The sequence below is a fragment of the Amycolatopsis cihanbeyliensis genome (genome assembly GCF_006715045.1).
GTDB lineage: Bacteria > Actinomycetota > Actinomycetes > Mycobacteriales > Pseudonocardiaceae > Amycolatopsis > Amycolatopsis cihanbeyliensis.
In genome coordinates this window covers 5,132,853-5,158,228 of sequence record NZ_VFML01000001.1, presented here as the reverse complement: position 1 = coordinate 5,158,228, position 25,376 = coordinate 5,132,853, and the positions used below count along the sequence as shown (strand labels likewise).

The following is a 25,376-nucleotide window of genomic DNA, read 5'->3' as shown; positions in this document are numbered from 1 at the left end:
AGTCCGGCATGAAAGTTGCCTTCGTCGGCAAGGGCGGCAGCGGGAAGACCACGCTGGCCGCACTGTTCACCAGCTACCTTTCCGGCTCCGGCCATCCGGTGCTGGCCATCGACGCGGATATCAACCAGCACCTCGCGGTCGCCATCGGCGCGAGTGAGCGGCAAGCTGCGGCGCTGCCGACCCTCGGCGACCACCTGCCGCTGATCAAGGAACACCTGCGCGGCGACAACCCGCGCATCTCCAGCGCGGAGGCGATGATCAAGACCACCCCGCCGGGGAGGGGCTCGCGGCTGGTCACCCCGTTCGAGGACAACCCGATCTCCGCGGCCTGCTTCCGCGAGGTGAACGGGATCCGGCTCGGGGTCACCGGGCGGTTCGCCGAGGACGACCTCGGGGTCTCCTGCTACCACGGCAAGGTCGGCGCGGCCGAGTTGCTGCTCAACCATCTCCTCGACGGCCCGGGCGAGTACGTGGTGCTGGACATGACGGCAGGCGCCGACGCCTTCGCCTCCGGCCTGTTCACCCGGTTCGACGTGACCTTCCTGGTCTGTGAGCCCACCGTGCGCAGCGTCGGCGTCTACCGGCAGTACGCCGAGTACGCGCGGGACTTCGGCGTGCGCCTGGTGGTGGTCGGCAACAAGGTCACCGATGCCGAGGACGTGGACTTCCTGCGCGAGCAGGTCGGCGAGCACCTGCTCGGCTGGGTGGCCGGTTCGGCGCATGTGCGTGCCGCCGAGCGCGGGCGCTCCCGGCCGATCACCGAGCTGGAACCGCACAACCTGGACACCCTGCGCACGATGCTGACCGAGGTGGACTCGGTGACCAGGGACTGGGCGCGCTACCAGGCCCAGGCCGTGGAGTTCCACCTGCGCAACGCCAGGGCGTGGGGCAACGCCCGGACCGGAGAGGACCTGGCCGCCCAGGTCGACCCGGACTTCGTGCCCGCCCTCACCCCCACCAGCTGATCACGCAGGGCTGGTGGGGAGGTGGACGGTGATGCGGAGCCCGCCGTGCGGGCCCGGTTCGGCGCGGACCTCGCCGCCATGCGCGTGGGCGACCGAGCGCACGACGGAAAGGCCCAGCCCGACCCCGCCGTTGGCCGTGGTGCGCTCGGTTCCGTGCCTGCGGAACGGCTCGAACAGTGCCGGGATCTCCGCCGCGGCGACCTCGGGGCCGGTGTTGGTCACCACCAGCGCGTCCTCGCCGCCGGTCTCGACGGTGACCCACCCGCCCGGCTCGTTGTAGTGCACGGCATTGCGCACCAGGTTCTCCAGCAGCCGTTCCAGCAGCACCGCGTCCCCGGCGACGGTGCACGGCCGCAGCCGCGGACGCAGGGCGACCTCCAGCTCCGTGCCGAGGTCGCCGGTCCCGGCGAGCACCCGCCCGGCCACCTCGTCCAGCCGGACCGGCACCCGGCCCGCGAGCCCACGATCGCTGCGGGCCAGCGCGAGCAGCCCGTCGATCAATCGCTCGCTGCGCTCCCCGGTGTGCAGCAACTGGGTGGCGAGCCTGCGCAGCTCCGGCGTGGCCGCGGGGTCGGCCAGTGCGACCTCCACCAGGGTGCGCTGCACCGCCAGCGGGGTACGCAGCTCGTGCGAGGCGTTCGCGACGAACCTCTGCTGGCTGTCGAAGGCGGAGGCCAGCCGGTCCAGCATGCCGTCGAAGGTGTCGGCTAGCTCCTTGAGCTCGTCCTGCGGCCCCTCGTGGTCGATCCGCCGGTCCAGACTCTCCGCGCCGAGCCTGCGCGCGGTCGTGGTGATGTCGTGCACCGGCCGCAGTGCCCGGCCCGCGATCAGCCAGCCGAACCCGCCCGCGAGCGCCGCCGCCACCACCAGCGCCACCCCGGACTGCAGCAGCAGGGTGTTCAGCGCGGAGGCGCGGTACTCGGTGAGGGAGATGGTCATGGCCTCGGCCGCCTCGGCCCGCCGCAGCGCGATGCCGTCCGAAGGGACGGCCGGGGTCGCGGGTTGCGCGGTGATCGCGGGGTTCTGCTCCAGCTGGGTGCTGGCGAACCCGGTGGCGTCCGGCAGCCTGCTCTCCACCAGCAGGTAGTTGATCAGCAGCAGGACGAGGCCCGCGAGCAGGAACAGCCCACCGTAGATCACGGTGAGCCGGGTGCGGACCGAGAGCCTCACGAGCCGAACCGGTAACCCGCGCCCGGCACGGTGTGGATCAGTTCCGGTGCGCCCAGCTTGCGCCGCAGGGTCATCACCGCCACCCGGACCGCGTTGGTGAACGGGTCGGCGTGCTCGTCCCAGGCCTTCTCCAGCAGCTCCTCGGCGCTCACCACCGTGCCCTCCGCCCGCATCAGCACATGCAGCACGCTGAACTCCTTCGGGGACAGGGGCAGGAACCGCCCGTCCCGGGATGCCTGATGCCGGGGCAGGTCGAGTACCACCCCCGCGTTCTCCAGCACCGGCGGCAGCGCGGGCCGGGCCCGCCTGCCCAGTGCCTGCACCCTGGCGACCAGCTCGGCGAAGGCAAAGGGTTTGGTCAGGTAGTCGTCCGCGCCGAGCCCGAGCCCGGCCACCCTGTCCTCCACCTCCCCGGAGGCGGTGAGCATCAGGATCTTCACCTCGCCGCCGGAATCCAGCAGCGCCCGGCACACCTCGTCGCCGTGCACCCCGGGCAGGTCGCGGTCGAGCACCACCACGTCGTAGTCGTGCACCCCCACCCGCTCCATGGCGGAGGTCCCGTCGTAGGCCACGTCCACCGCCATGGAGAACCTGCGCAGCCCCTCGGCGACGGTGTCCGCGAGCAGGCGTTCGTCCTCGACGATCAGCAGCCGCAACCGGTGTTCCTCCTGTCGGTGTCGATACCGATCCCAGTCTTACCCGAGCCGGATAAGCGGGCGATAAGCGTTCGCGCTTAACGCGCCGAGATCACCCGATCCGTAGACATCGGGGCGGAACGGCAAGACCGAGGAGAAAGGACGGATCGGAATGCGCAGGTCCACCATCGCGGGTGTACTGACCGGCCTCGCCCTGCTGGTGCCGCTGACCGCGTGCGGCGGCGAGGACAAGGGGTCGGATGTGGCCTCCATCTCCGGCGACACCGAGACCAGTGAGCAAAAGGCGCCGGAGGACATGAGCGACCAGGACATCCAGGAGGCCATGCTCGAGTACGCGGGCTGCATGCGCGACCACGGAGTCGACATGCCGGACCCCGGTCAGGGCGGAGCGATGCCCGCGATGCCCGCCGGTGACGCCGACCCGAAGTTCGAGCGGGCGCACGAGGAGTGCCGCTCCGCGCTGCCCAACGGCGGCGAGCGTCCCGAGCTGTCCCCCGAGGAGATCGACGAGATGCGCAAGCAGGCGAAGTGCCTGCGTGAGCACGGCCTGGACGTCAAGGTCCCGACGGCGGAGAACCCGGGACTCGCCATCCCCATGGACTCGGACGACCCCGAGGCGAAGAAGGCCTTCGAGGAATGCGGCATGGGCGGCGCCGTCACCAGGATGGAGCCCGCCAAGTGACCGAGGAATCCGAGCAGCAGGGGGCAGGGCCGGCGGCCCTGCGCCGACGGCGGCGGACCAGGTGGACGATCGTCGCGGTGGCCGGGCTCGCGGTGGTCGGGATCGGCGCGACCGTGGTGCTGAGCAGCGCGCTGGCGGATACCGAACCGCCGCCGCCCACCGGCCCGGAGACCGCCACGGCGACCGTGCGCAAGACGGATCTCGCCGAGACCGAGACGGTCACCGGCGACCTCGGGTACGGGCCGCGGCGCCCGCTGTCCGGGCGGGCCGATGGCACGCTCACCGGCCTGCCGGAAACCGGGGAGGTCCTGGAACGGGGTGAGCAGGTGTACACGGTGGACGCCGAGCCGGTGGTGCTCTTCTACGGCGACCTTCCGCTCTACCGCGAGCTTTCCTCCGATGTGGACAACGGGCCGGATGTCGAGCTGGTGGAGCGCAACCTGGCGGAGCTGGGTTTCGGCGGGTTCGGCGAGCCGGACGAGAACGTCACCTGGGCCACCGAGCGGGCGCTGCGGAACTGGCAGGAGTCGCTCGGGCTGGAGGAAACCGGTGAGATCGGCCCCGGCGACGTCGCGGTGCAGCCCGGCGCGGTGCGGGTCGCCGAGGTCACCGCCGAACTCGGTGCGCAGGCCGGTGGCCAGCTCATGCAGGTCACCGGGAACGAGCGACTGGTCACCGCCGAGCTGGAGCTGAGCAAGCAGGACATCGCCAAGCCCGACTCGGCGGTCGGCATCGAGCTGCCGGACGGTGGCACCACCACCGGCAAGGTCGCCTCGGCCAGCCCGAAGTCCGGTTCGGACGATGAGCAGCAGGGTGCGCCCGGCGGTGGCGGGCAGGAGGCCAAACTGGAAGTGATCATCGCGCTGGACCAGGAGCAGGCCGCCGAGGGGCTCGGCGCGGTGCCGGTCAGCGTGACCTTCACCAGCGACACCGCCGAGGGGGTGCTGGTGGTGCCGATCGGGGCGCTGGTCGCGCTGCGCGAGGGCGGCCACGCCGTCGAGGTGGTCGAGAACGGCGAGAACAGGCTGGTCGAGGTCCGGCCGGGGCTGTTCGCCAACGGCCAGGTCGAGGTCACCGGGGATGGCCTCGCCGAGGGCATGACGGTGGTGACGACCTCATGACGGTGCTGGCGGTGCGGCAGGTCGGCAAGACCTACCCTGGCGGCGTGGTGGCCCTGCGCGAGGTGTCGCTTTCCGTGCGGGCCGGCGAGCTGATGGCGATCGTCGGGCCGTCCGGCTCCGGCAAGTCCACGCTGCTGCAACTGATGGGCACCCTGGACCGGCCGACCACCGGGCGGGTGGAGCTGCGCGGCCACGATATCGCGAGCCTGCCGGATCGGCGGGTGGCCGGGCTGCGCTCGGCCTGGATCGGGTTCGTGTTCCAGCAGTTCTTCCTGACCGACGGGCTGACCGCGGCGGAGAACGTGGCCACCGGCCTGCTGTACGCGGGTGTCCCGGCACGCAAGCGGCTGGCCAGGGCGAACCGCGCGCTGGAGCGGGTCGGCCTCGGGCACCGGGCCGGGCACCTGCCGACGGAACTGTCCGGCGGGGAGCGGCAGCGGGTGGCCATCGCCCGCGCGGTGGTGAACCGGCCTTCGGTGCTGCTGGCCGACGAGCCGACCGGGAACCTGGACAGCCGGACCGGCGCGGCCGTGCTCTCCCTGCTCGAGGAGCTGAACGCGGACGGCACCACGGTCGTCGTGATCACCCACGACCGGGAGGTCGCGGCCGGCCTGCCCCGGTGCGTCGACATCCTGGACGGCACGCTGCGGGCCGACACCGGCACGCCCGAGCGGGTGGAGGCGACATGCGGACCCTGACCCGTGAACGGGAGGAGCGGGCACCGGACCCGCTGCCCGGTTCGGCCCGGCTCGGCGCCGGGGACGTGCTGCGGCTCGGCCTGCACGGCCTGCGTACCCGGCCGGTGCGCGCGTTGCTGTCCGCGCTCGGGGTGGCCATCGGGATCGCGGCGGTGGTCACGGTGGTCGGGATCCCGGCTTCCAGCCAGCAGGCCCTGGACGATCGGCTCTCCGCGCTGGGCACGAACCTGCTGCGGGCGGGGCCGGGGCAGACCCTGTTCGGCGAGGAGGCCAAGCTGCCGAAGGAGGTCACCGACCGGGTGCGGCGGATCGGGCCGGTGCAGGGCACGTCCGATGTGGGTGCGGTCGACGCCACCGTGCGCCGCACCGGCCTGATCGACGAGCAGGAGACCTCGGGGATCTCGGTGCTGGCCGGGCGGCCGGACCTGCTGGAGGTGTTGCAGGCCCGGATGTACGACGGCACCTTCCTGAACGCGGCCAACTCCGGCTACCCGGTCGTGGTGCTCGGCTCGGTGGCGGCGCAACGGCTGGGTATCGGCGAGATCGATCCGCGGCAGCCGCCACAGGTGTGGCTCGGCGACCGCTGGTTCACCGTGGTCGGGATACTCGACGCGGTGACCCTGGCGCCGGAGGTCGACCGGTCGGCGCTGGTCGGCTGGGACGCGGCCGGGGAGTACCTCGGGTTCGACGGGCACCCCACCACCGTCTACGTGCGGGCACAGGAACATGCGGTACCGGACGTGCAGCAGGTGCTCGGGTCCACCGTGAACCCGGAGAAGCCGAACGAGGTCGAGGTCAGCAGGCCGTCGGACGCGCTGGCGGCCAAGGAGCTGACCAACCAGGCCTACAGTTCGCTGCTGCTCGGGCTCGGCGGGGTGGCGCTGCTGGTCGGCGGGGTCGGGGTGGCGAACACGATGGTGATCTCGGTGCTGGAGCGACGCAGGGAGATCGGGCTGCGCAGGGCGCTCGGGGCGACCCGGCGGCAGATCCGCGGTCAGTTCCTCGCGGAGTCGGTGCTGCTGTCCGCGCTCGGCGGGGCCTGCGGGGTGCTGCTCGGTGTCCTGGTGACCGCGGGTTACGCGCTGAGCCAGGGATGGCCGGTGGTGATCCCGGTGCCCGCCGCGCTGGGCGGGGTCGCGGCGGCGGCCCTGATCGGCGCGATCGCGGGCGCCTACCCGGCCGTGCGGGCCTCCCGGCTCACCCCCACCGAGGCCCTCGCCTGACAGCCTGTTCCCGAACTGGACCTTGCCGATCGAGACGAGTGGAAGAGCTCGACCGTGTCGCGAGTCTAGGAACAGGCACTGAGCGCCGGTTTCCCGAAGCGTGGCCGGCGGCGTTCGTCGGGGGCGCCGCCGGCCCGTCCGCGGTGAGTGACCCGGGTGGAGGGTCACTCACCGCGGAGAGCTAGTCGCCGTTCCAGGCCGCGTCCTGCGCGTCGGCCTGGCGGGTGCGTTCCCGCGCGATCTCCAGGGCCCGCCGCGCGGTCGCCTCGTCGGGATACGGGCCGAGCAGGTCGATCGACCGCGAGCGCTCCAGGTGCTCCACCTCGCCGGTGCGGGTGTTGTAGTACCAGCCCCGATCGGGGTTGGGATCCTCGGCTGCGTTCATTGTTCGAGCTTCGCACCCCGCGGACGCACTGTCACGGCGAGCCGGGTTCGTCCCGCTCGAGGAACGGGCCGAACAGGTCGGGAACGGCCCGCTCGGCGAAGGCCAGCCCGTCGCCCTGTGCGACGTCGAAGATGGAGTACGCCCCGCTGCCGGCCGCGGTCGTGGCGCTCAGCGTGATCAGCCCGGCCCGGCGCTGGAAGATCGACTGCCGCGCGGTCCAGCCGATGATCCCGCTGCGCTGCAGCGCGACGGTGCCCCGGCGCGCCGCGCCGGACCTGGCCACCAGGTAGCCGCCGGTGATGCCATGGCCGAGGTTGCGGTAGGCGTCCAGCGCGAGCAGCACCGCGATCGGCCCCACCACCAGCGCCCAGATCCACGCCAGGTGCAGCAGGACGCCGGTGAGCGACGCGCCGAGTCCGGCGAGGATCGCGGTCGGGATCAGCGTGCCCAGCAGCGCCCAGCGCAGCCGCCTGCCACGGGCCGCGCGCGGGTGCGGCGCCAGTCGCGCCGCCACGGTCGGCGCGACCTCCTCGGTCAGCACATCGGCGGTGACCTGGTCGGCGAACGCGCGCGGCACCGGCGGGGCCAGCGTCTTGAGGTCGCTCTTGCTGTCGCCGTCGTTCTGCCGTATCCCGGTCATCACCGCGTCCACCCGCGCCGCACCGACCAGCCGGATGCCGAGCGGCTCGACCACCTCGACCCCGCGCAACCTGCGCTCCTCGATGCTGATCGAGCGGGTGGTGAGCAGGCCACGGCGAATCCGCAGGGTGCCACCGGGTTCGCGGTCGAGGCGGTAGTCCCACCAGCGCTCGGCGAAGATCACCAGCGAGCCGATCAGCCCGACGACCACGGCGATCACCACCACGGTGACCACGGCGAAGACGATCGGTGCGCTGCTGAGCAGGTCGAAGGACCACTCGAGCACGCCCTCGCGCAGGCCGAACCAGCCGGAGGCGTTCAGCACCGCGCCGAAGGCCGCGGCGCCGAGCAGCGGGGCGACGAACGAGGCCGGCGCGTACCGGATCCAGGACCAGTCCAGCCTGGCCAGCACCGAACCGCCCGCGGGCTCGGTGCCGGGGGCGGGTTCGGCCGGCTGGGCCTGTTGTGCCGGTTGAGTGCCCGGATCCGGCCGCCTGCGCCGCAGGAGCTCGGCCCGCAGCCGCTCGGCTTCCGCATGGGAGACCGGGTCGAGCTTGATCCGGTCGGCGTCGTTCTGCTGCCCGGTACCGATCGTGACCACGGCCAGCCCGAACAGCCGCTGCACCAGGTTCGCCGCGATGTCCACGCTGCGAATGCGTTCCCTGGCTAGGGAACGGCGCTGGTGCGTGATGAAGTCGAACCGGCGCTCCAGCCGTTCCGCGGTGACCCGGTACCTACTCACCCGCCAGCGCACGTACTCCGCGACGATCCCGGCGGCGAGCAGCAGCACCCCGCCGAGCGCGACCCACGCCAGCGGCGTGCCGGAGGAGGCCGCGCCCACCGCGCCCACCACCACCGCGAAACCCACCCGGCTGATCGCGGTGACGTAGACGGTGCGCCGATCCAGCCGCAGCCACGGTTGCTCGGTCGCCGGGGCGGCAGCGCCCCCCGCCGGCGTCGGGGTTGCCGGGTCGCTGGCTTCCGTGGGGTCCGTTGACACACCCCCACCCTAAGGCCAGGCAGCTCGCCGGCGTGTTCCGTCGGGCGAGTCAGGGGCGGTAGCGGTACGGGATCTCGGTGGGGTCGCCGGTGGGGCCGAAGCCCTCGGCGTCGGCGGTTTCCTGGTGACCGTCCTTCTCGGACTCCGGCATCTCGTCGAACCAGCCGCGCCCGGCGGCGTCCTCGAGGTTCCCTGTGGGCTCGGGATTCCCGGTGTCCTCGGCAGGCTCGGTGTTCTCGGTGGGTGTGGTGTTCTCGGTGGGCGCGGGAAGCGGTATCCCACGTGGCGGGGTGTCCGCTTCGGTGTCCCGCGACGGCTCGGGCTCCGGTGCCTGCTGTGCCGGGGTCGCCTGCCAGGGCGGCGGAGCCTGCGGCTGCGAGGCCGGTTGCGAATGCGGTTGCGGTTGTGCCTGTGGTGCCGGGGGCTGTTGAGGTGGCTGGGGTTGCTGTGGTGGTGGCGGCTGGGCCGGTTGCCGTGGCGCGGGCTGCTGTGGGTGGGGTGACGCCGCACGCTCGTGCACCGTGCGCCACACCGGCTGCGGGCCGATGTTCATCGGGGCGGGGGTCGGCGACCGCTCCGCCTCCACGGCCCGACCGGCCTCCCGTGCCTCCTGCGGCACCGCCCGCGGCACGATCGGATCCAGGCAGGAGACCAGCACGGTGGTCTGCTCCGGCTGCTCGACCTTGCGCCCGCTGCGTTCCCGGTAGACCAGCTCACCCTCGACCCCGATCTCCACCAGATACCCGGCCTCGGCGAGTTGCTCCTCGTCCAGGTCGACCAGCCGCTCGTACCGGGACGGCACCACCCGGTACACCGGCCAGGACAGCCCGGCGTGCGTGTTGTGGAACTGGGCCAGCAGCTGCACCAGCTGCTGCTGCCACGGCAGGGACATGGACTCCACGAGCGAGCGCGGCAGCACGACGTACCCGGAGTCCACCCCCGGCAGCGCACGGGAGAGGTAGTCGGCCAGCGGGGTGCTGGACGCGGGCGGGCTCGTGTACCGCGGCGCAGGCGGGGGTCCGAACAGCTCCCGCGGATCGGCCGCCCCCTGACCACCCCCGGACTTCTTCCCCCGCTTACCGAACTTCTTCGCCACCTGGGTTCCCTCTCAGTGCCTGTTTCTCGGCGCGACACAGGCAGTCAGGCCAGTCAAGTCAAGGTCACCGGTCAGGCTCTCAGACACCCGGCCGGACCGCCTGCGCGACGAGCTCGGCCTCGTCCCAGGACACCGACCTGGTGTGCACCGGGACGCCACTCTGCTGCGCTTCCACCATCTTCCCGTCACCCAGATACATCGCAACATGATGAATGGTGCTCGGGTTCGATGGATCATACGCCCAGAACAGCAGGTCACCGGGTTGTGCCTGCTCAACCGGCAGCATGGCGCCCGCCTGGTACTGATCCCGCGACACCCGCGGCAGGATCACCCCGGCCGCTTCGTAGGCCCGCAGCATCAGCCCCGAGCAGTCGAAGGTGTCCGGGCCGGTGCCACCCCACACGTAGGGTTTGCCCTGCTGAGCGAGGGCGAACTCGATGGCGGTGGCGGCCGTCTCGCTCGGCGGGAGCGCGGCTCCCATGCCCTCGCCGCAGCCCGCGGCGTCGGTGACCTGCCCGAGGTTCTCCACCAGGTGCACCGCCATGGCTTCCCAGCGGTGGTAGCGGTCCGGGAAGGCGGAGCGCTCGACGGCCTGCGCGGCCGCGCCGGGGCGCAGGTCCTGCCAGTCCGGGATGCCCTCGAGCACGTCGTAGAACTTGTTCACCTGATAGGGCGGATTGGTGACCTGCGCGGGCGTGCCCCACCCCATCGACGGCCGCATCTGGAAGATCCCGAGCGAGTCCCGGTCCCCGTAGTCAAGGTTGCGCAGCCCGGACTCGGTCATCCCGGCCTGGATCGCCACCTGCCATGCCCGCGGCGACAGCCCGCGCTCCTTGCCGATGGAGATGATCAGCGCGACCGTACCGAGTTGCTCCTCGGTCAGGTTGGCCGCGTCGTCGGCCCCGCGCGCGGGGCTGCCCGGCTGGGAGGGTCCGAGCGCGGCCTCGCAGCTCAGGTTGACGACTCCCCCGCGCGACTCCCGGTCCTGCCGGTCGACGACCACGGCGACCGTGCCGGTGGTGACCAGCACGGCGAACATCGCCGCCGCCACCACCCCGACCAGCATCCCGGCGCGCATCGGCTAGTCCGCCCGTTCGTAATGCCCGACCCGCCAGCCCGCGTCGGTTTCGACCACGGTGAGTTTCAGTTTGGGTCCGTTCGTGGGCACGATGGCCTCGACCGAGCTGGTGTAGGACTTGCCGGCCGATGGCTCGCCGGTGACCTCGCTGGCCGGGATATTGGCCAGCTCCACCGTGGCCATCACCGGCAGGTACTCCTCGGTGGTGTACGGGCGGAGGCCGTCCAGCCACTGCTGGTTGGTCATCCCGTCCGGGTGGTTCACCCATGCCGCGGCCCACTGCCGCGCCACCTGCAGGGCGGCCGGGTCGGGGGCGGCCGGGGTCGGCGTCTCCCGCGGCTCGGTCAACCGGGTCGGCAGCGTGCTGGACTCCTCCGGCCCGGTCCGCGTGGACCGCCCGGGGCCGTCCCCGCTCGCCGTGGTGGACTCGCCGGCCGGGGCCGCCCCGGCTCCGCCGTTACCGTCCTGGTCGCCGAACAGGTGCGGGGCGGCGATCCCGGTGGCCACCACCAACGCGACGAACACGACCAGGGTGCCGACCAGGTGCCGGGGCGAGCGCAGCGGCCACCCCCACAGCCGCCGGTAGACGGCGGCCCGGCCGCGATGCGTACGAATCGGCATGGTCGGACACCTACCTCACGACTGAGTCGGTGTCGCGGATGTCCTCCCGAACCTCGAGGCCGCGGGAGGGGCGGTACAGCACGAACACCGGCTTGCCCGCCACCATCTCGGAGTCCGCCCGCCGGGGCGTGCCGCGCTGGCCGGGGATCGGCTGCTCCGGCTGCGGGGCCCGCCGGGGCACCGTGCCGTAGTCCGCGGCGTGCGCGTGCACCCCGTCCATCCGGGAGGGCACCACGACCGATTCCGACTCATCGCCGCGATCCCAGCGCCGGTCGGTCACCGGGGCCGTGTCCACCCGCCTGCTCGACGGTCCGGTGAAGCCCGCCGCGGCGAACTGTTTCGCCTCCGGCAAGGTGTGCTCGCCCGGCGCGCGACCCGGGGCGCGCCCGGCGGCCGCCCCGGAGCCGGCCGCGGGCAGTCCGGGTGCGCCCGTGGAGCCCTCCACGACCGCACCGGGCCCGGCCCAACCACCGGCGCGCTGCCCGGCGCCGCCGTCCACCCGCTGCGCGGTGGCGAACACAGCGCCCGCCTCCGGCCGGATCCGCCTGCCGCCGGCCGTGGCCCCGATCGGCCCGCGCTGCTCGGCGTTGCCCTCCACATCGTCGGAGTCCTTGACGTTCTGCCAGAACTCGTCCTGCGGGGTGGGTCCCTGCTGCCCCTTGCGGAGCCGCCCGAACAGCCCGCCCCGGGGCGAGGGAACCGCGGAGCCGACCATGCTGACCGACATCTCCACCATCTGCCACAGCCGCCGCGCCGGCCTGCCCACCAGGAACAGCAGGACGGTCAGCAGCCCGGCCATCACCATCTGGGTCAGCATGGACAGCGAGTTGCCCGCGTCGAAGATCGCCTGCAGCAGCAGCGCGTGCACCCCGGCGAGCACGGAGAGGATCACCAGGTTGAAGGCCACCGCGCCGACCACCTTCGCCACCCTGCGCAGGATGTCGTGGTGCAGCAGGGCCACCAGCCCGATCAGTGGCGCGGTCAGCGTGAGCAGCCGGACCACCACCTGCGCCAGCAACACCGCGGCCTTGGCGAACAGCTGGAACAGCGAGTACACCAGGCTCTGCGCGAAGCCGAGGAAACCCGCGCCGGTGCGGCTGCCGTCCTCGCCGGTGAAGTAGCCGGTCGCCGGGCCCAGCTGGGTGGCGATGTTCTTGTACTCGGCCTTCTTCGCGTCCACGACCTCCTGCTTGGCGTCGTCGCCGTTGCGGATCTCCCCCCAGGTGAACGCCTGCGCGTCCAGCAACGGCCTGCCGAACTGCTCGGCCTGCGGTGCCTCCGGGGAGCCGAACTCCCCGCGCAGCCAGTTCTTGTAGACGACCTCGTCGTGCAGGTTGGTCGGCAGCACGTGCCGGATCACCCGATCCTCCGACGCGTCCACGAAACCGGCCTGGATGTTGGTCGTGGTCTGCACGATGGCGTGGTCGATCTCGTCGTAGTAACGCAGCATCGCGAACGAGGAGGCCGCCAGCCAGGCACCGGCCAGCGCGAACAGCGCCCGCTTGCCGACCGTGGGCAGGTCACCCCGCCAGATGCTGCGGAACAGCATGATCGCCAGGATCAGCGCGGCCAGCCCGAACAGCTGGGCGTAGATGTTGTTGTAGACCCTCTCCGCACCGGCCTTCACCGCGTCGTAGAGCGGGCTGAGCAGCCCGCCCTCCATCACGGTGTAGTGCAGCGAGTTGGTCGCGCCGACGATGTTCTTGCCGATGTTGAAGAGCTGGTTGCCCGCCCAGGTGTCGATCGTGGTGTTCGGGTCGGCGATCCCGGACAGCGCCCCGCAGTCGGACTGGTAGGTGTGCCACACCAGCCCCGCGTAGCTGTAGTCCACATAGGCACTGCCCGCCTCGCCCTGCCCCTCCGCCGGGTCGAGCGCGCCGACCATGCCGGAGCCGGGCCGTTCCGGGTTGGGCGCCTCGCCGCAGCTCTGCGCCGCCGCGGGCGGGGCCGTGAGGACGGCCTGCAGCCCGATGATCACGACGGCCATCAGCAGCGCGGGCCCCCTGCGCCGGCCCGGACCGGCCGCGCATCGTCGGCGGGATCGGCCGAACCGGCGCAGCGCCCCGGCGAGCGCCAGCACGGACACGAGTACCAGCAGGGTGGTCATGCCGGCTCCTCCGCGACTCTGCCGCGCCCGCCTTGGGCACCGCGGCCCGACACCGGGGGGTGTCATGCTGGCTCCTCCGCGACCTTGCCGCGCCCGCCTTGAGCACCGCGGCCCGACACCGGGGGGTGTCATGCTGGCTCCTCCGCGACCTTGCCGCGCCCGCCTTGAGCACCGCGGCCCGACACCGGGGGGTGTCATGCCGCGTCCCGACCCGTGCCGCCCTTACCGGCGCGCGCGTGCCGGTCCGCGTCGGCGCGCGGCTCGGCCGCGGTCTCCTCGAGCACCTGCTCCTCGGTGAGCCCGACCTCCAGCTCGGCCGCCCGCTCCAGGTCCGGTTCCAGGTCGTCCTCCGCGGGCGGGGCCGGGGCACCGGCCCGCGACTCCTCCGCCCCGTCCGGGCCGGGTGGCTCGGGTGGCTCCGGGGTCCTGCCCGTGACCCGGGGGTCGATCGAACCGGGGGTGGTGTCCATGGCCGCGCGCAGGTGCTCGAGATGCGGCCCGGAGAAGTCGACCCGGATCCGCTCGACCCCGCCGGCACCGTCGCCGAAGATGAACTGGCGCGGCTCACGGTCGCGCTCCAGCACCCCGCGCTGCGCACCGGGCCGCCTGCCCAGCGCCGAGACCACCTGCTCGTAGCCGACACCGACCGGCACCTTGAGCAGCCGCAGGGCGTCGGACTGCGCGTCCTCGTCGTCCAGCCTGCCGACGAACACCGAGTCCAGCAGGGAGACGAAGCCCTGGATCCGCAGGAAGTCCGCCGGAATCTGCGAGGACAGCAGCACCCGGACGTTCCACTTCCGGGAATCACGGGCGAACCGGTTCATCAGCACCCGGCCGGTCGGCACCTCGGAGAGGAAGAACGCCTCGTCGATCCACACACCCTTGCGCAGGTCCTTCGGCTTCTCGTACACCGAGCGCTGGGTGAGCCAGGCGGCGAGGTTCAGCATCTCCACGCCGAGCGCCTCGGCGTCGGTCCAGTGCTCCCGGTTGACCCCGTCCTTGGGCAGGGTCAGGCCGGCCATGGTGAGCACGGTCATCCGGTCGTCGCGGGTCTCGGCATAGGGGTCGGCGTCGGCCTCCGGGATGAGCAGCGACATCCGCTCGCGCATCTCGTCCAGGAAGTCGGCCACGACCACGGCGTGCTCGTGGTGCTCGCTGGAGTCGCGGCGCAGCGCGTCGATGACCTGCCCGGGATCGGCGTCGTACCGGCCACCGACCGTGCGGACCGCGCGCAGCAACACGATCCGGCTCTGCGGCATCCTGGCCACCTCGTAGGGCAGGATGCCGGTCAGCACGTCGAGCACCAGGCGACGCCGGGTGGCCCCGGCCAGCGCCCGTTCCCTGCGCCAGGCCCGCTCCGGATCGTCCTCGTCCAGGAAGTGCTCCAGCTGCGGCTCGGCGACCACCCGGTACGGGTTGAGGATGCCCGGCTGGGCGTTCAGCAGGTTGATCGGCCGGGCATACGGCCGTACCTCCGGCAGGTCGCACAGCCTGGCCAGCGGGCCGGAGGGGTCCAGGATCGTCCAGTGCGCCCCGGCGCGCAGCGTCTTGTAGACGATCCCGCCGCCGAGAAAGGACTTGCCGCCACCGAGGCCGGCCACCATCGCGGTGAGGCCGGAGCCGTCCCGGATCTCCTGCGCCATCCACGGGTCCCAGGCCACCGGGCGCCGGGTCGCCGTGCAGGTCTCGCCGAGCAGGATGCCCCGCCGGTCCCCCACCTCGGCCGTGGCCGTCGGCACCGAGGAGGCGGCCCAGACCACCGAACCGCGCCGCATGTAGGCGCCGGAGGCCAGCGGCTCACCCGGGATGAACTCCCGCGCCATCGCGTACTGCGCCTCGGGGTGCTCGATGGCGATCTTCGGCTTGTACAGGTCGAGTAGCTGCTGGGCCAGGCGCAGCGCGTCCCGCTCGGTCGGTCCGGACACCGCGAGCCGCCACCAGGACCGCACCCTGGTGGCCAGCGCGGTGAAGCCGGAGGTCATCTCGTCGTCGATCTCCAGCACCCTGGACGCCTGCCTTGCCAGTGACTGCGGCGGCTCCAGCTCGTGCTCGTCGGTGTAGTGCTTGACCTGCGAGCGCACCTTGTTCATCTGCCGTTGCAGCTCGCCGGCCACCTCCTCCGGCTTGCGCACGTAGATCCGGGCCGACCACTCGACCGCGGCGGGCAACCGGTCGGCGTGCTGCACCCACGGGTCGTCGACCTCCGGGATCTGCAGCCCGTGCATCTGCCCGACGGTGAGCACCGCGACCTGCCGGGACAACCCGGCGTTGGACCCGGTACGCCCGCGCACCGTCACGGTCGGGGCGTAGGGGTCGCAGTGCAGGTCCGCGGCGTCGGTGAAGCTGGCGAGGTCCTCCGGTTCCCAGGCCGCCCCGGGTACCGCGGGCAGGTTGCGTGGCGCGGGCAGGCCGAGCGAGCAGGACCGGTGCATCAGCCAGGACATCTCCTCGGCCAGCGCGGGACGGCCCTCCAGCCCGGCCGAGCCGATCACCTGGTCCAGGTGCTCGACCTCGGAGTCCAGCGCGGTGAGCTCGGCGTCCACCGCCTCGGGCAGGATCCTGCGCAGCAGCGGGGCCGCGCGCTCCACCGCGCGGTCCATCACCCCGCGGGTCTGCACCTGCACCCCGAGGTAGACCTCCTTCTCCGCCATGGAGCGGCCCATCAGCTGCTGCTGCTCGCCGATCAGGTAGTCGTCGAAGGAGAGGGTGCCCGGGGTGTCCTGCGGGCGGCTTATGGCGTTGTGCACGTGCGCCTCGGCCCACATCCGGATCGGATAGGGCCGGGTGGTGACCCGCAGGTGCATCCAGCGGCCCTGCAGTTCGGCGTACTGGCCGGCGATCGCGGCCACCAGGTCCCGGCGCTGGGAGTCGGAACGAAAGGACCAGCGCTGCGGCGCGAGGCGGTACCAGGCGTAGACCTCGTTGCCGGTGCGCAGCAGGTGGCCGTCGATGCTGCGGGCGGCGATCGAGGGGGTGTAGGTGGGCACGGCCTGCTCACCGGGAAGCCGCCGCTGCTTGGTCTGCTTGCCCTGGTTGACCTGCTTGGACTGGCGTACCTGCTTGGCCTGGAGCTGGGGCGTCCCGGCCTGCCAAGCGCCGGAACCCGGGGACAGGTCCTGTTCCCGGTTCTGCTGCCGCCTTCCGCCGCGACCGAACAACGACTACCTCCCCACCGCGGGCCGTGTACGGCCCCGGCGTACTCGTGCTGTGTTACTACCGGCCCCCTCGCGGAAAGGTTGGCTTCTCCCCCTGCGCCCATGATGTTGATGTCCGCGCCCATGATGTCTCGGCCGTGGCCGGTCGGCACGCACCCGCACCTTGCTGGCGCTGACCGCGCCGCCGGCGCCGCTCGAGCGTGCCCGCGGCGTGTTCAGCTCGCGGGCCCACATCGCCAGCACGGCGCCGAGCGGGCGCTCGTGACTGATCTTCGCCGTGATCAACCTGGTGATCGCGATAGTGGCGATGAAAGCCCAGGCTGTCGAGAAGAACCCGAACTCGAAGCCGAGCTGCCGCTCGACCGTCAGCACCACCAGGAACACCGGGATCCCGACGCCCCACGCCACGTAGCGGGCCCGCCAGGGGAAAGTGGCCTTCGGCGGGCCGAGCCACACCGCATCGACCCGGTAGACCTCGTCATCGGTTCGAATCCGCAAGGCGAGTCCAGCTCAGCCCGTGAACAGACTGGCGAGCCATTCACCGACGTTCACGCCGAGTCCGCTCACCGCCAACCCCACGATGGCCAGCGCGATCACCACACCGGCAAGGCGCCGCATGACACCGGCGTTGTCGCCCTTCCCGCCGCCCAACCACAGCAGCAGCAGCGCGACGGCGAGCAGCACCAGCGGGATGATGTTGTCCAGGATCCACGTGCGGACACCGCCCGTGTCCAGTGGCTGCTCCTGGGCCAGTTCCATGAGGCTCGTCATGGTCGTCATCGCATACTCCCGGGTGCGCGGAGTGTGGTCGTCAAGTTGTCACTGCACTTGAACTTGTCACAGTACTTGCCGTTGTCACACAACATCATGGCGTTACGAGGGGTAGTGGTCAAAGGGCGTTCCGGTGAACAGGGCGTGCTTGTCCGAAGCGAATAACGGCCGGTCTCACTGAATCTCGTCGCCCTCCATCATGGCTGTCCGACCGTCAAGTATTAACCCTGGCCACCCGGATTTCGTAGTGTGCGGCTGAACTCACCCGGCAGCACGGATCAAACTCACTCTGGGTGCAACGGATCGCCCCGCTGATGACGCTGTGCATAGTGCACCATGCCCCGTTCGGGTGGCAGACCGGGTGCCGTCGTGTGAGTCGGGCGGGACCGGAGAGCCGGGACGGAGATCATCCGAAGAGGCGATCACGGTTACCGATCACTCGGACTCCGCGCATTTTTCGCGACTGTCGGTAATCACGTCCTCGGACCGGTGGAATTTCGGTAATCGTCACCCCGACAGGGCCACATTCCCGGCAGAACGCGAGCGTCTCTCACCTTTACCCCTGGCAGGTTCGCTCGTATGACAACTTTCACAAAGTTGTGAATCAGGTGTAGCTTCGAGGGGCAACCGTGCCCACTGGCACCCGGCAAGGGGAGGAAAACCGATGACCGAGACCGCCCCACCCGCCGCGGAAGGCCTTTCCACTGCCCGCCGGCGACCACTGGACCCGCCCGAGGAGGTCAGCCGGTTGCGCACCGACCAGCCGATCTCCCGGATGACCTACCCGGACGGGCACCGGGGTTGGCTGGTGACCGACTACGCGCATGCCAGGGCGATCCTGGCCGACCCCCGGTTCAGCGCGAAGGCGGAACTGAAACATCCGCCGGTGGCCAGCAGGCGGATACCGGCCGAGGCCAAGCCGGGCGACCTGCCGCCGGGAATGTTCGTCCACCAGGATCCGCCGGAACACACCCGGTACCGCCGCCTGCTCACCGGCCAGTTCACCGTGCGCAGGATGAACCAGCTCGCCCAGCGGATCGAGGAGATCGCGCGGGAGCACGCCGCGGCGATGCGGCGCACCGGGCCACCCGCGGACCTGGTGCGGGAGTTCGCGCTGCCCATCCCGTCCCTGGTGATCTGCGAGTTGCTCGGCGTGCCGTATGCCGATCGGGGCCGCTTCCAGCAGGACGCGGCCACGATGCTGAACCTGGACACCGAGTACGAGGACGCGATGGCCGCGCTGGGCAGGGTCTTCGGTTTCCTCGGCGAGCTGGTCGAACGCAAACGGGCCGAACCGGGCGACGATCTGCTCAGCGGGCTGGTGGCCGGGGGCGAGCTGGACGATCCCGAGCTGGCGGGCGTGGGGTTTCTGTTGCTGGTCGCCGGGCACGAGACCACCGCGAACATGCTCGCGCTCGGGACGTACACCCTGCTCCGCGAACCCGCACAGCTGGCGGCCCTGCGCGCGGACCCGGGGGCGATGGACAACGCGGTCGAGGAACTGCTGCGGTACCTCACGATCGTCCACCTCGGCACGCAGCGCACCCCGCTGGAGGACGTCGAGCTGGACGGCGTACTGCTCCGCCGCGGCGAAACGGTGCTGTTGCACCTGTCGACGGCCAACCGGGACCCGGATCGGTTCGACGAGCCGGACCGGCTCGACCTGGCCAGGCCGGCCGCCGGGCACCTCGCCTTCGGACACGGCGTGCACCAGTGCCTCGGCCAGCAACTGGCCAGGATCGAGATGCGCGCCGGTTTCGCGGCCCTGCTCGAGGAGTTTCCCGGGTTGCGGCTCGCGGTGCCGCCGGAGGAGGTCCCCATGCGCGAGGACATGGTGATCTACGGGGTGCACCGCCTACCCGTGCGCTGGTGACCCCCGACCCCCAAAAGCCCTGAACGTGGCGTTCGAGACGTCAGACGACCCAAAAGTGCCGTTCGCGACGTTGAACGTCCGGAAAGCCACGTTCAGGGTCCGCTAGCGGGAGTTGGCGAAGATGCCCTCCTGCGGGTAGGCACCCTCGGCGATGATCTGCCTGCTGAGCGAGCGGCCGAGCTCGCGCAGCCGCTCGGCCTTCTCCGCGCCGAGCGTGGCGAACGGGCCCGCGGCCGCGGCGTTGGTGTCCGCCTCCACCCGCTCGCGCAACTGGTTGCCCTGCTCGGTGAGGTTCCCGTCGGCGTCCAGCAGGCCCTCGCCACGCAGGTAGTCGACGGTGGCCGCCCACTGGTCGTCGGACCAGCCCCGCAGGCGCTTGGCGACCGACTCGAGGAAACCCTTGCCGGTCGCGGTGTGCGTCACCAGTGCGGTGAGCCCGTTCAGCCCGGCGCCGACCAGCGCGGCGATGTGCCCGTCCCCACGGAACTCGCGCAGCAGCGAGGCGGCGTGCCAGAGCACGAGGTGCGGCTCGCTCGGCCAGTCCAGGTCGGCGTGCGCGGCGTACAGCGGGCGCCCCTCCGGGATGCACAGCTCGGCGGCCTGCCGCGCCAGGTCGGCGGCCTCGGCCACCTGCTCGGAGTCCGCATCCGCACCGAGCAGCCTGCGCAGCGCGGCGTCGGCGGCCACCAGCCTGGCCTCGAGCACCTGCTCCGGGGTGGCCAACTTCCACGCCTCCGGGATGTGCTCGGCGACCAGAACCGGGTTGAAGTTGAAGAAGGTCGCGGCCACCGTGCCGGGGCCGACCGCGCCCATCGGGGCGGAACGGCTGGCGAAGTAGCACATCCGGCCGGGGCGCAGGCCCGCCGCGGTGAGCCGGTCCTCGGCCTCCGGGGCGAAGTAGACCATCGAGTGCAATGGCTCGAGCACCCGGTGGCAGCGGTAGGCGAGCTGCGCGGCTTCTTGGTGATCCATACCCCGACCCTATCGGCCCACCGGCGCACGCGGCTCCGCCCGACATGACCGGGCCCCGGACCGCCGCCGGAAAGTGGCGGCGGCCCGGGGCCCGGTTCTCCGTTGTCAGCAGCTCCCGCAGCAGCCGCAACCGGGACCACTGCACGAGCTACAGCAGTTACACCCACCCATCTCGGACCACCCTTTCGTCGGTGCGAGGACCTGGCCCTACCAAAGTAGGTAAGCCTTACCGATCCTCGTACCGCCTCCCGAGTGACACATGCCCAGGTGGCTATGTTTCGGCCCGCTCCGGATTCCAGTGCCTCACCCACAACCGGTCGGGGAGGCGTTCCTGGTGAAGTGGACATACCAGGCGACCCCGTCCGGGGTCGCGGTGACATCGATCCTCGGCACCCCGAGGCTGCCCTTCTCCCGCCCGTACGAGGTCCACCGCGCGTCGATCGCCCCGTACACGGCACGGGTACCGATGTCGTGCCGCCAGTACAACGTGCCGGGCGAACCGTTCTTGCGGAAGCGCACGTAGCGACCGGGCTCGCCTTCGGAGTCGGTGCTGGCCGTCTCCTCCGTGGTGGGATACCCGAGCCCACCGTCCTCCCTGCCCCGCTCCAGCCCACCGTCCACCTCGCGAACCGCGGGCCACCGGCGTCGCCCTTGCGGATCGCCGCGTCCTCCGTGGCCGGTGCGAGGTCTATTGTGGGAAGTCTATTGTGGACTGACTGCGGGCGGAAACGTCTGAAGACGTCGTCGAAACAGCCGTCCGGATCCCCGGAGGCAGCTCAGCACCCGGATACCCCACCGATCCCGGGGCCGGGAAAGGTGGGGCGGGCGAGTTGGCATGTAAGCCGGATTCTGTCCACGCGGCGGTACCGCGATGGGCGGCCATCCATCTCGGCCTGCCGTTGCCGACAGGCTCAAGCGGCCTACCCGCAGGCATCGGACGGGCCGCCCTCGAACGCCTGCGCAGGAGCGTTGCTCCCTCTTGGCCTTGCTCCGGGTGGGGTTTACCAAGCCGTCCCGGTCACCCGGGACGCTGGTGGTCTCTTACACCACCGTTTCACCCTTACCCCGCGTCGTCGGCGGGGCGGTCTGTTTTCTGTGGCACTTTCCCGCGGGTCACCCCGGGTTGCGGTTAGCAACCACCCTGCCCTGCGGAGTCCGGACTTTCCTCGATACCGCGCCGTGGCGCGCTACCGCGGCCGCCCTGCCAACTCGCCCGCCGTACCAGGATATCCCCGTGCCTGGGCCGGCCCGGCAGCCCCACCGGGTTCGGCGGCTCAGGACAGGTGCGAGATGTCGTTCACCAGCCGGACGGAGGCGTTGCCGTCCGGGTAGAACTCGGCGATCGACAGCGAGGCCAGATCCAGGTGCAGCCGGAAGAGCAGGGACTGCCCGGCGTCCAGCGCGATGCGCAGCACGGTCTTGATCGGCGTGACATGGCTGACCACGACCACCGTGCGCCCGGCGTAGGACTCGGTCAGCTCAGCCAGCGCACCGCGCACCCTGCGGTGCACGGCGTCGAAGCTCTCCCCGCCCGGCGGCGGCACCGAGGCGTCGCCGAGCCAGGCCCGGTGCAGCTCCGGATCCCGCTGGGCCGCCTCGGGGAAGGTCAGCCCCTCCCAGGCGCCGAAGTCGGTCTCGGTCAACCCGGCGTGCTCGGTGACGGGACCGCCGAGCGCGTCGGCGACGGCCCGGGCGGTCTGCCGCGCCCTGCCAAGGGGCGAGGTGATGACCGGGGCGGGCTCTCCGCCCACCAACAGGCCATCCATCGTGGACAACCGCTTGGCCGCGGCCGCCGCCTGCTGGGCACCCAGTTCGGTGAGCGGCACGTCGCCACGGCCGGAGTAGCGCCGGTCCACCGACATCGCGGTCTGCCCGTGCCGCAGCAGCAACAGCTTGGTCGGCGTCCCGACGGCACCCGTCCACCCGGCAGGGGAGGACCGGTCCGCGCTCGGCCAGAGCTCGGTCTGCTCCGGTTCCTCGCGCTCGGGCGCGGGGGTGGTCTCGATACCGGCCTGGGTGTCCATCGCTTCGTTGGCCAGCCGGTCCGCGTGGGCGTTCCGCGCGCGCGGAATCCATTCGAACCGGACCCGTTCGAACCGTCGCACAAGGTCGCGAGCCCGCACCGCGAGCGGCTGCAACGCCGCGTTCTTGATCTTCCAGCGGCCGGAGAGCTGCTCGACGACCAGCTTCGAGTCCAGCCGGGCCTCCACAGTGGACGCGCCGAGCTCGGCGGCGGCCTCCAGCCCGGCGATCAGTCCCTGGTACTCGGCGACGTTGTTGGTGGCCACGCCCAGCCCGGCGGAACGTTCGGCGAGTACCTGCCCGGTGGCCGCGTCCTTCACCACCGCGCCGTAGCCCGCGGGGCCGGGGTTGCCCCGGGAACCGCCATCGGCCTCGACGATGACCTGAAGTGTCGTCACAGCCCGGACTCCATGGTGCGCACCAGGATGGCTCCGCAGTTCTCGCAGCGGACGACCTCGTCCTCGGCGGCGGCCTTGATCTCGGAGACGGTGTTGCGGTCCAGTTCGAGCTGGCAGGCGCCGCATCGCCGGGACCGCAGCAGGGCAGCACCGATCCCCTTCTGCTCGCGCACCCGGCTGTACAGCGTCAGCAGGTCCTCGGGGAACCGGGGCAGCAGCGCGTCGCGATCGGCCTTGCGCTTGGCCTCGGTCGACTCGAGGTCGGCGAGCGCCTCATCCCTGCGCTTGGCCGCATCGGCGAGGTCCCGCTCGGCCTTGTCCACCTCGGCGCCGGTGCGCTGGGCGTCCTGCTCCAGCGCTTCCTTGCGCTCCATCAGATCCAGCAGGTCGTCCTCCAGCGCGGACTGGCGGCGTTGCAGGGTGGCCACCTCGTGCTCGAGGTCGGTCAGCTGCTTGGCGCCGACCGAACCGGACTCCATCAGCTTGCGGTCCTTCTCCCCGCGTGCCCGGACCGAGTCGACCTCCTTCTCCTGCCGGGCCACCTCCCGATCCAGGTCGGAGGCCGAAGTCTGCACGGCCACCAGCGCGTCCTTACGCTCCCGCAGGGTCTTCTCCGCCTGGGCGATCTCGGCCAGCTCGGGGAGGTTGCGCCGACGGTGCTCGACCCGGTCCAGGTCGGCATCGGCTTTGGCCAGGTCGAGTAGCTGACGCTGGACGGCAGATTCTGCCTTCACTGTATGTTTCTCCCTCAGCTCGCTCGCAGGTTCCACGGATCGGTGCACCGCGTGGAGACATGAACGTCGACGGTACCCGCACCGGCCGACTCGATGACGTTCGCTGCCTGCCCGCACCACGGCCACTCGCTGGCCCAGTGGGTGAGTCCGACCAGCGCGGGCACCGGGCCGGCCGCGCCGAGGTGCTCACCTGCCGGATGGTGCCGGAGATCGGCGGTGACATAGGCGTCCACCCCGGCGGCACTCGCCCGGCCCAGGTAGCTGTCCCCCGCCCCGCCGGAGACCGCGACGGTGCGCAGCAACCGGTCCGGGTCGCCCGCCCCGGTCACCCCTGGCCGGGTCGCGGGCAGCGCGTCCGCCACCCGGGCCACGAAGGAACCGAGACGTTCCGGCTCGACCAGCTCGCAGATCCGGCCGATCCCGGTGACGCCGTCCTCGTGCGGCGCGAGCGGACCCAGCACCCGCAACCCGCCGACGGTCTCGGCCAGCGCGTCGGAAACCCCGGGGTTGGCGGAGTCGGCGTTGGTGTGTGCGCAGTACAGGGCGATCCCCGCGCGGATCATCCGGTGCACCAGCCGGCCCTTCGCGGTGTCGGCGGCGACCCCGTGCACCCCACGCAGCAGCAGCGGGTGGTGCGCGACGATCAGCCGGGCGCCGAGCTCCTCGGCCTCGGCCACGGTTTCCTCGACCGGGTCCACACAGACCAGCACCCGGTCCGCGGACTCGGTCGGGTCTCCGCACACCAGGCCCACGGCGTCCCAGGACTCGGCGAGCGCGGGCGGGTAGGCCGCTTCGAGCGCGGCGATCACCTCGGAGACTGGCACTGACATGTCGCCGATCCTCGCATGTACGCTGCCTTGCTGTGCACGGTCGGTTGTCCTCGCTCCTGCTCGCCGCGGGCGCCTCGGTCGCGCTGGTGTGCGCTCCCCAGCCCGCCTCGGCACAGCCGAGCCAACCGCTGCTGCCGCTGACCGATCTCGCCGCGGAGCGCGCGCTGATCGCGAACGCGGTGGCGGCCGCGAAATGGGGTACCGGTGGGCCCATCGAGGACCCGGCTCGCGAACGGCGGATCCTGGCCACCGTGGCCGAGCGCGCAGCCGACATCGGCATCGACCCCGCCACGGCCACCCGGATCTTTCGCGACCAGCTGACGGCCGGCAAGCTGGTGCAGCGGGCGCTGCACGCGTACTGGACCGCCCACCCCGAGCGGCAACCGACCGCATGGCCGGACCTCGCCACCGAGGTCCGGCCGGCGCTGGACCGGATCACCGGCGAGTTGCTCGCCCAACTCGAGGCCACCGGCACCGCACGGGCCGACCGGACCTGCCCGCACCACCTGTTCCGCGCCGTACGTACGGTCGGCGAGGCACGCTCGCTGGATCCGCTGCACCGCACCGCGCTGGAGCGGGCCGTGCGTTCGGTATGCCACCCCGACGACACCTGACCCGGAGACCGCACTCGTGACCGACTCCCCCGTACCGCACGTCTGTTTCGTCTGCTCGGGAAACATCTGCCGCTCGCCGATGGCCGCGCTGGTCTTCACCGAGCACCTGCGCCGCGCCGGGCTCGCCGAACAGGTGCGGGTGAGCAGCGCCGGGATCGGACCGTGGCACGTCGGCGAGCCCGCCGACCCGCGGGCGCGGGCCACGCTGGACGCGCACGGCTACCGCGGTGAACACATCGCGGCACAGGTCGGTGCACCGCACCTGGACGCCGACCTGCTGCTCGCCGCGGACGCCTCCCACCGGCGCGACCTGCGCAGGCTCGCGCCGGACCCGGACCGCGTGCGCATGCTGCGGGAGTTCGACCCCTCCGCGCCGGACGGCGCCGAGGTGCCCGACCCGTACTACGGCGCCGACGGTGGGTTCGAGGAGGTGCTCGGCATGATCGAACGGTCGATGCCCGGCCTGCTCGACTGGGTGCGGGAGCACCGGTGAGCGCCGAAGGCGACGCCTCGCGAGCATCACAGGTCCGGCCCACGGGCCGAGGAGCGCAGCGAGAAGGAGCCAG

The 25,376-nt window shown here is 71.8% G+C and carries 24 protein-coding genes and 1 other RNA gene; 8 read left to right on the top strand and 17 right to left on the bottom strand.

Translation table 11 applies throughout. The features are described 5' to 3' along the window. Window positions 1-8 precede the first annotated feature (8 nt). Entirely contained in the window at window positions 9-965 is a 957-nt protein-coding gene (locus FB471_RS23620; RefSeq protein WP_142000570.1) for an ATP-binding protein, read from the top strand. Here FB471_RS23620 and FB471_RS23615 read toward each other — a convergent pair whose 3' ends face one another. Next, window positions 966-2,135 (bottom strand): sensor histidine kinase, encoded by a 1,170-nt coding sequence (locus FB471_RS23615; RefSeq protein WP_142000569.1) that lies wholly within the window; start codon window positions 2,133-2,135, stop codon window positions 966-968. Beyond that, window positions 2,132-2,791 (bottom strand): response regulator transcription factor, encoded by a 660-nt coding sequence (locus FB471_RS23610; protein ID WP_142000568.1) that lies wholly within the window; start codon window positions 2,789-2,791, stop codon window positions 2,132-2,134. Before FB471_RS23610 ends, FB471_RS23615 begins: the two co-directional genes overlap by 4 nt. A gap of 151 nt (window positions 2,792-2,942) precedes the next feature. Here FB471_RS23610 and FB471_RS23605 point away from each other — a divergent pair, with 151 nt between their 5' ends. Genes FB471_RS23605 through FB471_RS23590 form a run of 4 tightly spaced genes read left to right on the top strand, consistent with a single transcriptional unit; the run spans window position 2,943 to window position 6,515 of the window. Then, the gene (locus FB471_RS23605; protein ID WP_142000567.1) at window positions 2,943-3,473 is read left to right on the top strand and encodes a hypothetical protein; all 531 of its coding nucleotides are present in this window, start codon (window positions 2,943-2,945) and stop codon (window positions 3,471-3,473) included. After that, window positions 3,470-4,594, top strand: a complete 1,125-nt coding sequence (locus tag FB471_RS23600) for a peptidoglycan-binding protein (protein ID WP_142000566.1) — start codon at window positions 3,470-3,472, stop codon at window positions 4,592-4,594. Before FB471_RS23605 ends, FB471_RS23600 begins: the two co-directional genes overlap by 4 nt. Next, window positions 4,591-5,292: an ABC transporter ATP-binding protein gene (locus FB471_RS23595; RefSeq protein WP_142000565.1), complete on the top strand. Its 702-nt coding sequence runs from the start codon at window positions 4,591-4,593 to the stop codon at window positions 5,290-5,292. Before FB471_RS23600 ends, FB471_RS23595 begins: the two co-directional genes overlap by 4 nt. After that, window positions 5,280-6,515, top strand: a complete 1,236-nt coding sequence (locus tag FB471_RS23590) for an ABC transporter permease (RefSeq protein ID WP_142000564.1) — start codon at window positions 5,280-5,282, stop codon at window positions 6,513-6,515. The genes FB471_RS23595 and FB471_RS23590 overlap by 13 nt, the downstream gene beginning before the upstream one ends. Before the next feature lie 181 nt (window positions 6,516-6,696). Here the strand turns inward: FB471_RS23590 and FB471_RS23585 are convergent, their stop codons facing one another. The 9 genes from FB471_RS23585 to FB471_RS23545 all read right to left on the bottom strand — a co-directional run bounded on the left by FB471_RS23585 (window position 6,697) and on the right by FB471_RS23545 (window position 17,376). Then, on the bottom strand, window positions 6,697-6,900 hold the full coding sequence (locus tag FB471_RS23585) for a hypothetical protein (protein ID WP_142000563.1): 204 nt from the start codon (window positions 6,898-6,900) through the stop codon (window positions 6,697-6,699). A 31-nt stretch (window positions 6,901-6,931) separates the two neighbouring features. Then, window positions 6,932-8,452: a PH domain-containing protein gene (locus tag FB471_RS23580; RefSeq protein WP_142002367.1), complete on the bottom strand. Its 1,521-nt coding sequence runs from the start codon at window positions 8,450-8,452 to the stop codon at window positions 6,932-6,934. Window positions 8,453-8,588: 136 nt separating this feature from the next. After that, on the bottom strand, window positions 8,589-9,635 hold the full coding sequence (locus FB471_RS23575) for a hypothetical protein (protein ID WP_142000562.1): 1,047 nt from the start codon (window positions 9,633-9,635) through the stop codon (window positions 8,589-8,591). Between the two features lie 79 nt (window positions 9,636-9,714). Continuing rightward, window positions 9,715-10,713, bottom strand: a complete 999-nt coding sequence (locus FB471_RS23570) for a C40 family peptidase (RefSeq protein WP_142000561.1) — start codon at window positions 10,711-10,713, stop codon at window positions 9,715-9,717. A gap of 3 nt (window positions 10,714-10,716) precedes the next feature. Further along, a complete protein-coding gene (locus tag FB471_RS23565) occupies window positions 10,717-11,334 on the bottom strand; it encodes a hypothetical protein (RefSeq protein ID WP_142000560.1) in 618 nt (205 codons plus the stop codon). A 10-nt stretch (window positions 11,335-11,344) separates the two neighbouring features. After that, on the bottom strand, window positions 11,345-13,441 hold the full coding sequence (locus tag FB471_RS23560; protein ID WP_142000559.1) for a magnesium transporter: 2,097 nt from the start codon (window positions 13,439-13,441) through the stop codon (window positions 11,345-11,347). Between the two features lie 194 nt (window positions 13,442-13,635). Continuing rightward, window positions 13,636-16,599: an ATP-binding protein gene (locus FB471_RS23555; protein WP_142000558.1), complete on the bottom strand. Its 2,964-nt coding sequence runs from the start codon at window positions 16,597-16,599 to the stop codon at window positions 13,636-13,638. Window positions 16,600-16,602: 3 nt separating this feature from the next. After that, window positions 16,603-17,094, bottom strand: coding sequence for a hypothetical protein (locus FB471_RS23550; RefSeq protein WP_142000557.1), 492 nt, complete (start codon window positions 17,092-17,094; stop codon window positions 16,603-16,605). Between the two features lie 12 nt (window positions 17,095-17,106). Then, the gene (locus tag FB471_RS23545) at window positions 17,107-17,376 is read right to left on the bottom strand and encodes a hypothetical protein (RefSeq protein WP_142000556.1); all 270 of its coding nucleotides are present in this window, start codon (window positions 17,374-17,376) and stop codon (window positions 17,107-17,109) included. 655 nt (window positions 17,377-18,031) lie between these two features. On the opposite strand from FB471_RS23545, the gene FB471_RS23540 reads away from it, so the two are divergent. Next, window positions 18,032-19,240 (top strand): cytochrome P450, encoded by a 1,209-nt coding sequence (locus FB471_RS23540; RefSeq protein WP_142000555.1) that lies wholly within the window; start codon window positions 18,032-18,034, stop codon window positions 19,238-19,240. 102 nt (window positions 19,241-19,342) lie between these two features. On the opposite strand, the gene FB471_RS23535 is transcribed toward FB471_RS23540, so the two are convergent. From FB471_RS23535 to FB471_RS23515, 6 genes are all read right to left on the bottom strand, one after another. Further along, entirely contained in the window at window positions 19,343-20,212 is an 870-nt protein-coding gene (locus tag FB471_RS23535) for an SCO6745 family protein (protein ID WP_142000554.1), read from the bottom strand. Between the two features lie 303 nt (window positions 20,213-20,515). After that, window positions 20,516-20,833, bottom strand: a complete 318-nt coding sequence (locus FB471_RS23530) for an LGFP repeat-containing protein (protein ID WP_142000553.1) — start codon at window positions 20,831-20,833, stop codon at window positions 20,516-20,518. Between the two features lie 201 nt (window positions 20,834-21,034). Continuing rightward, window positions 21,035-21,424: RNase P RNA component class A (gene rnpB / locus FB471_RS23525), an RNA gene on the bottom strand. A 62-nt stretch (window positions 21,425-21,486) separates the two neighbouring features. Continuing rightward, a complete protein-coding gene (locus FB471_RS23520) occupies window positions 21,487-22,632 on the bottom strand; it encodes a bifunctional RNase H/acid phosphatase (protein ID WP_211358111.1) in 1,146 nt (381 codons plus the stop codon). Beyond that, window positions 22,629-23,366 carry a zinc ribbon domain-containing protein gene (locus FB471_RS34625; protein WP_211358110.1) on the bottom strand — a complete coding sequence of 246 codons (738 nt, stop codon included), beginning with the start codon at window positions 23,364-23,366 and terminating at the stop codon, window positions 22,629-22,631. Before FB471_RS34625 ends, FB471_RS23520 begins: the two co-directional genes overlap by 4 nt. 14 nt (window positions 23,367-23,380) lie before the next feature. Further along, the gene (locus FB471_RS23515; RefSeq protein WP_425457083.1) at window positions 23,381-24,196 is read right to left on the bottom strand and encodes a Nif3-like dinuclear metal center hexameric protein; all 816 of its coding nucleotides are present in this window, start codon (window positions 24,194-24,196) and stop codon (window positions 23,381-23,383) included. Between the two features lie 32 nt (window positions 24,197-24,228). Between FB471_RS23515 and FB471_RS23510 the strand changes: the two genes are divergently transcribed. Together FB471_RS23510 and FB471_RS23505 are read left to right on the top strand one after the other, a co-directional pair. Then, window positions 24,229-24,810 (top strand): chorismate mutase, encoded by a 582-nt coding sequence (locus FB471_RS23510; RefSeq protein ID WP_142000551.1) that lies wholly within the window; start codon window positions 24,229-24,231, stop codon window positions 24,808-24,810. 16 nt (window positions 24,811-24,826) lie between these two features. Continuing rightward, window positions 24,827-25,303, top strand: coding sequence for a low molecular weight protein-tyrosine-phosphatase (locus tag FB471_RS23505; protein ID WP_142000550.1), 477 nt, complete (start codon window positions 24,827-24,829; stop codon window positions 25,301-25,303). The last annotated feature ends 73 nt before the right edge of the window (window positions 25,304-25,376 follow it).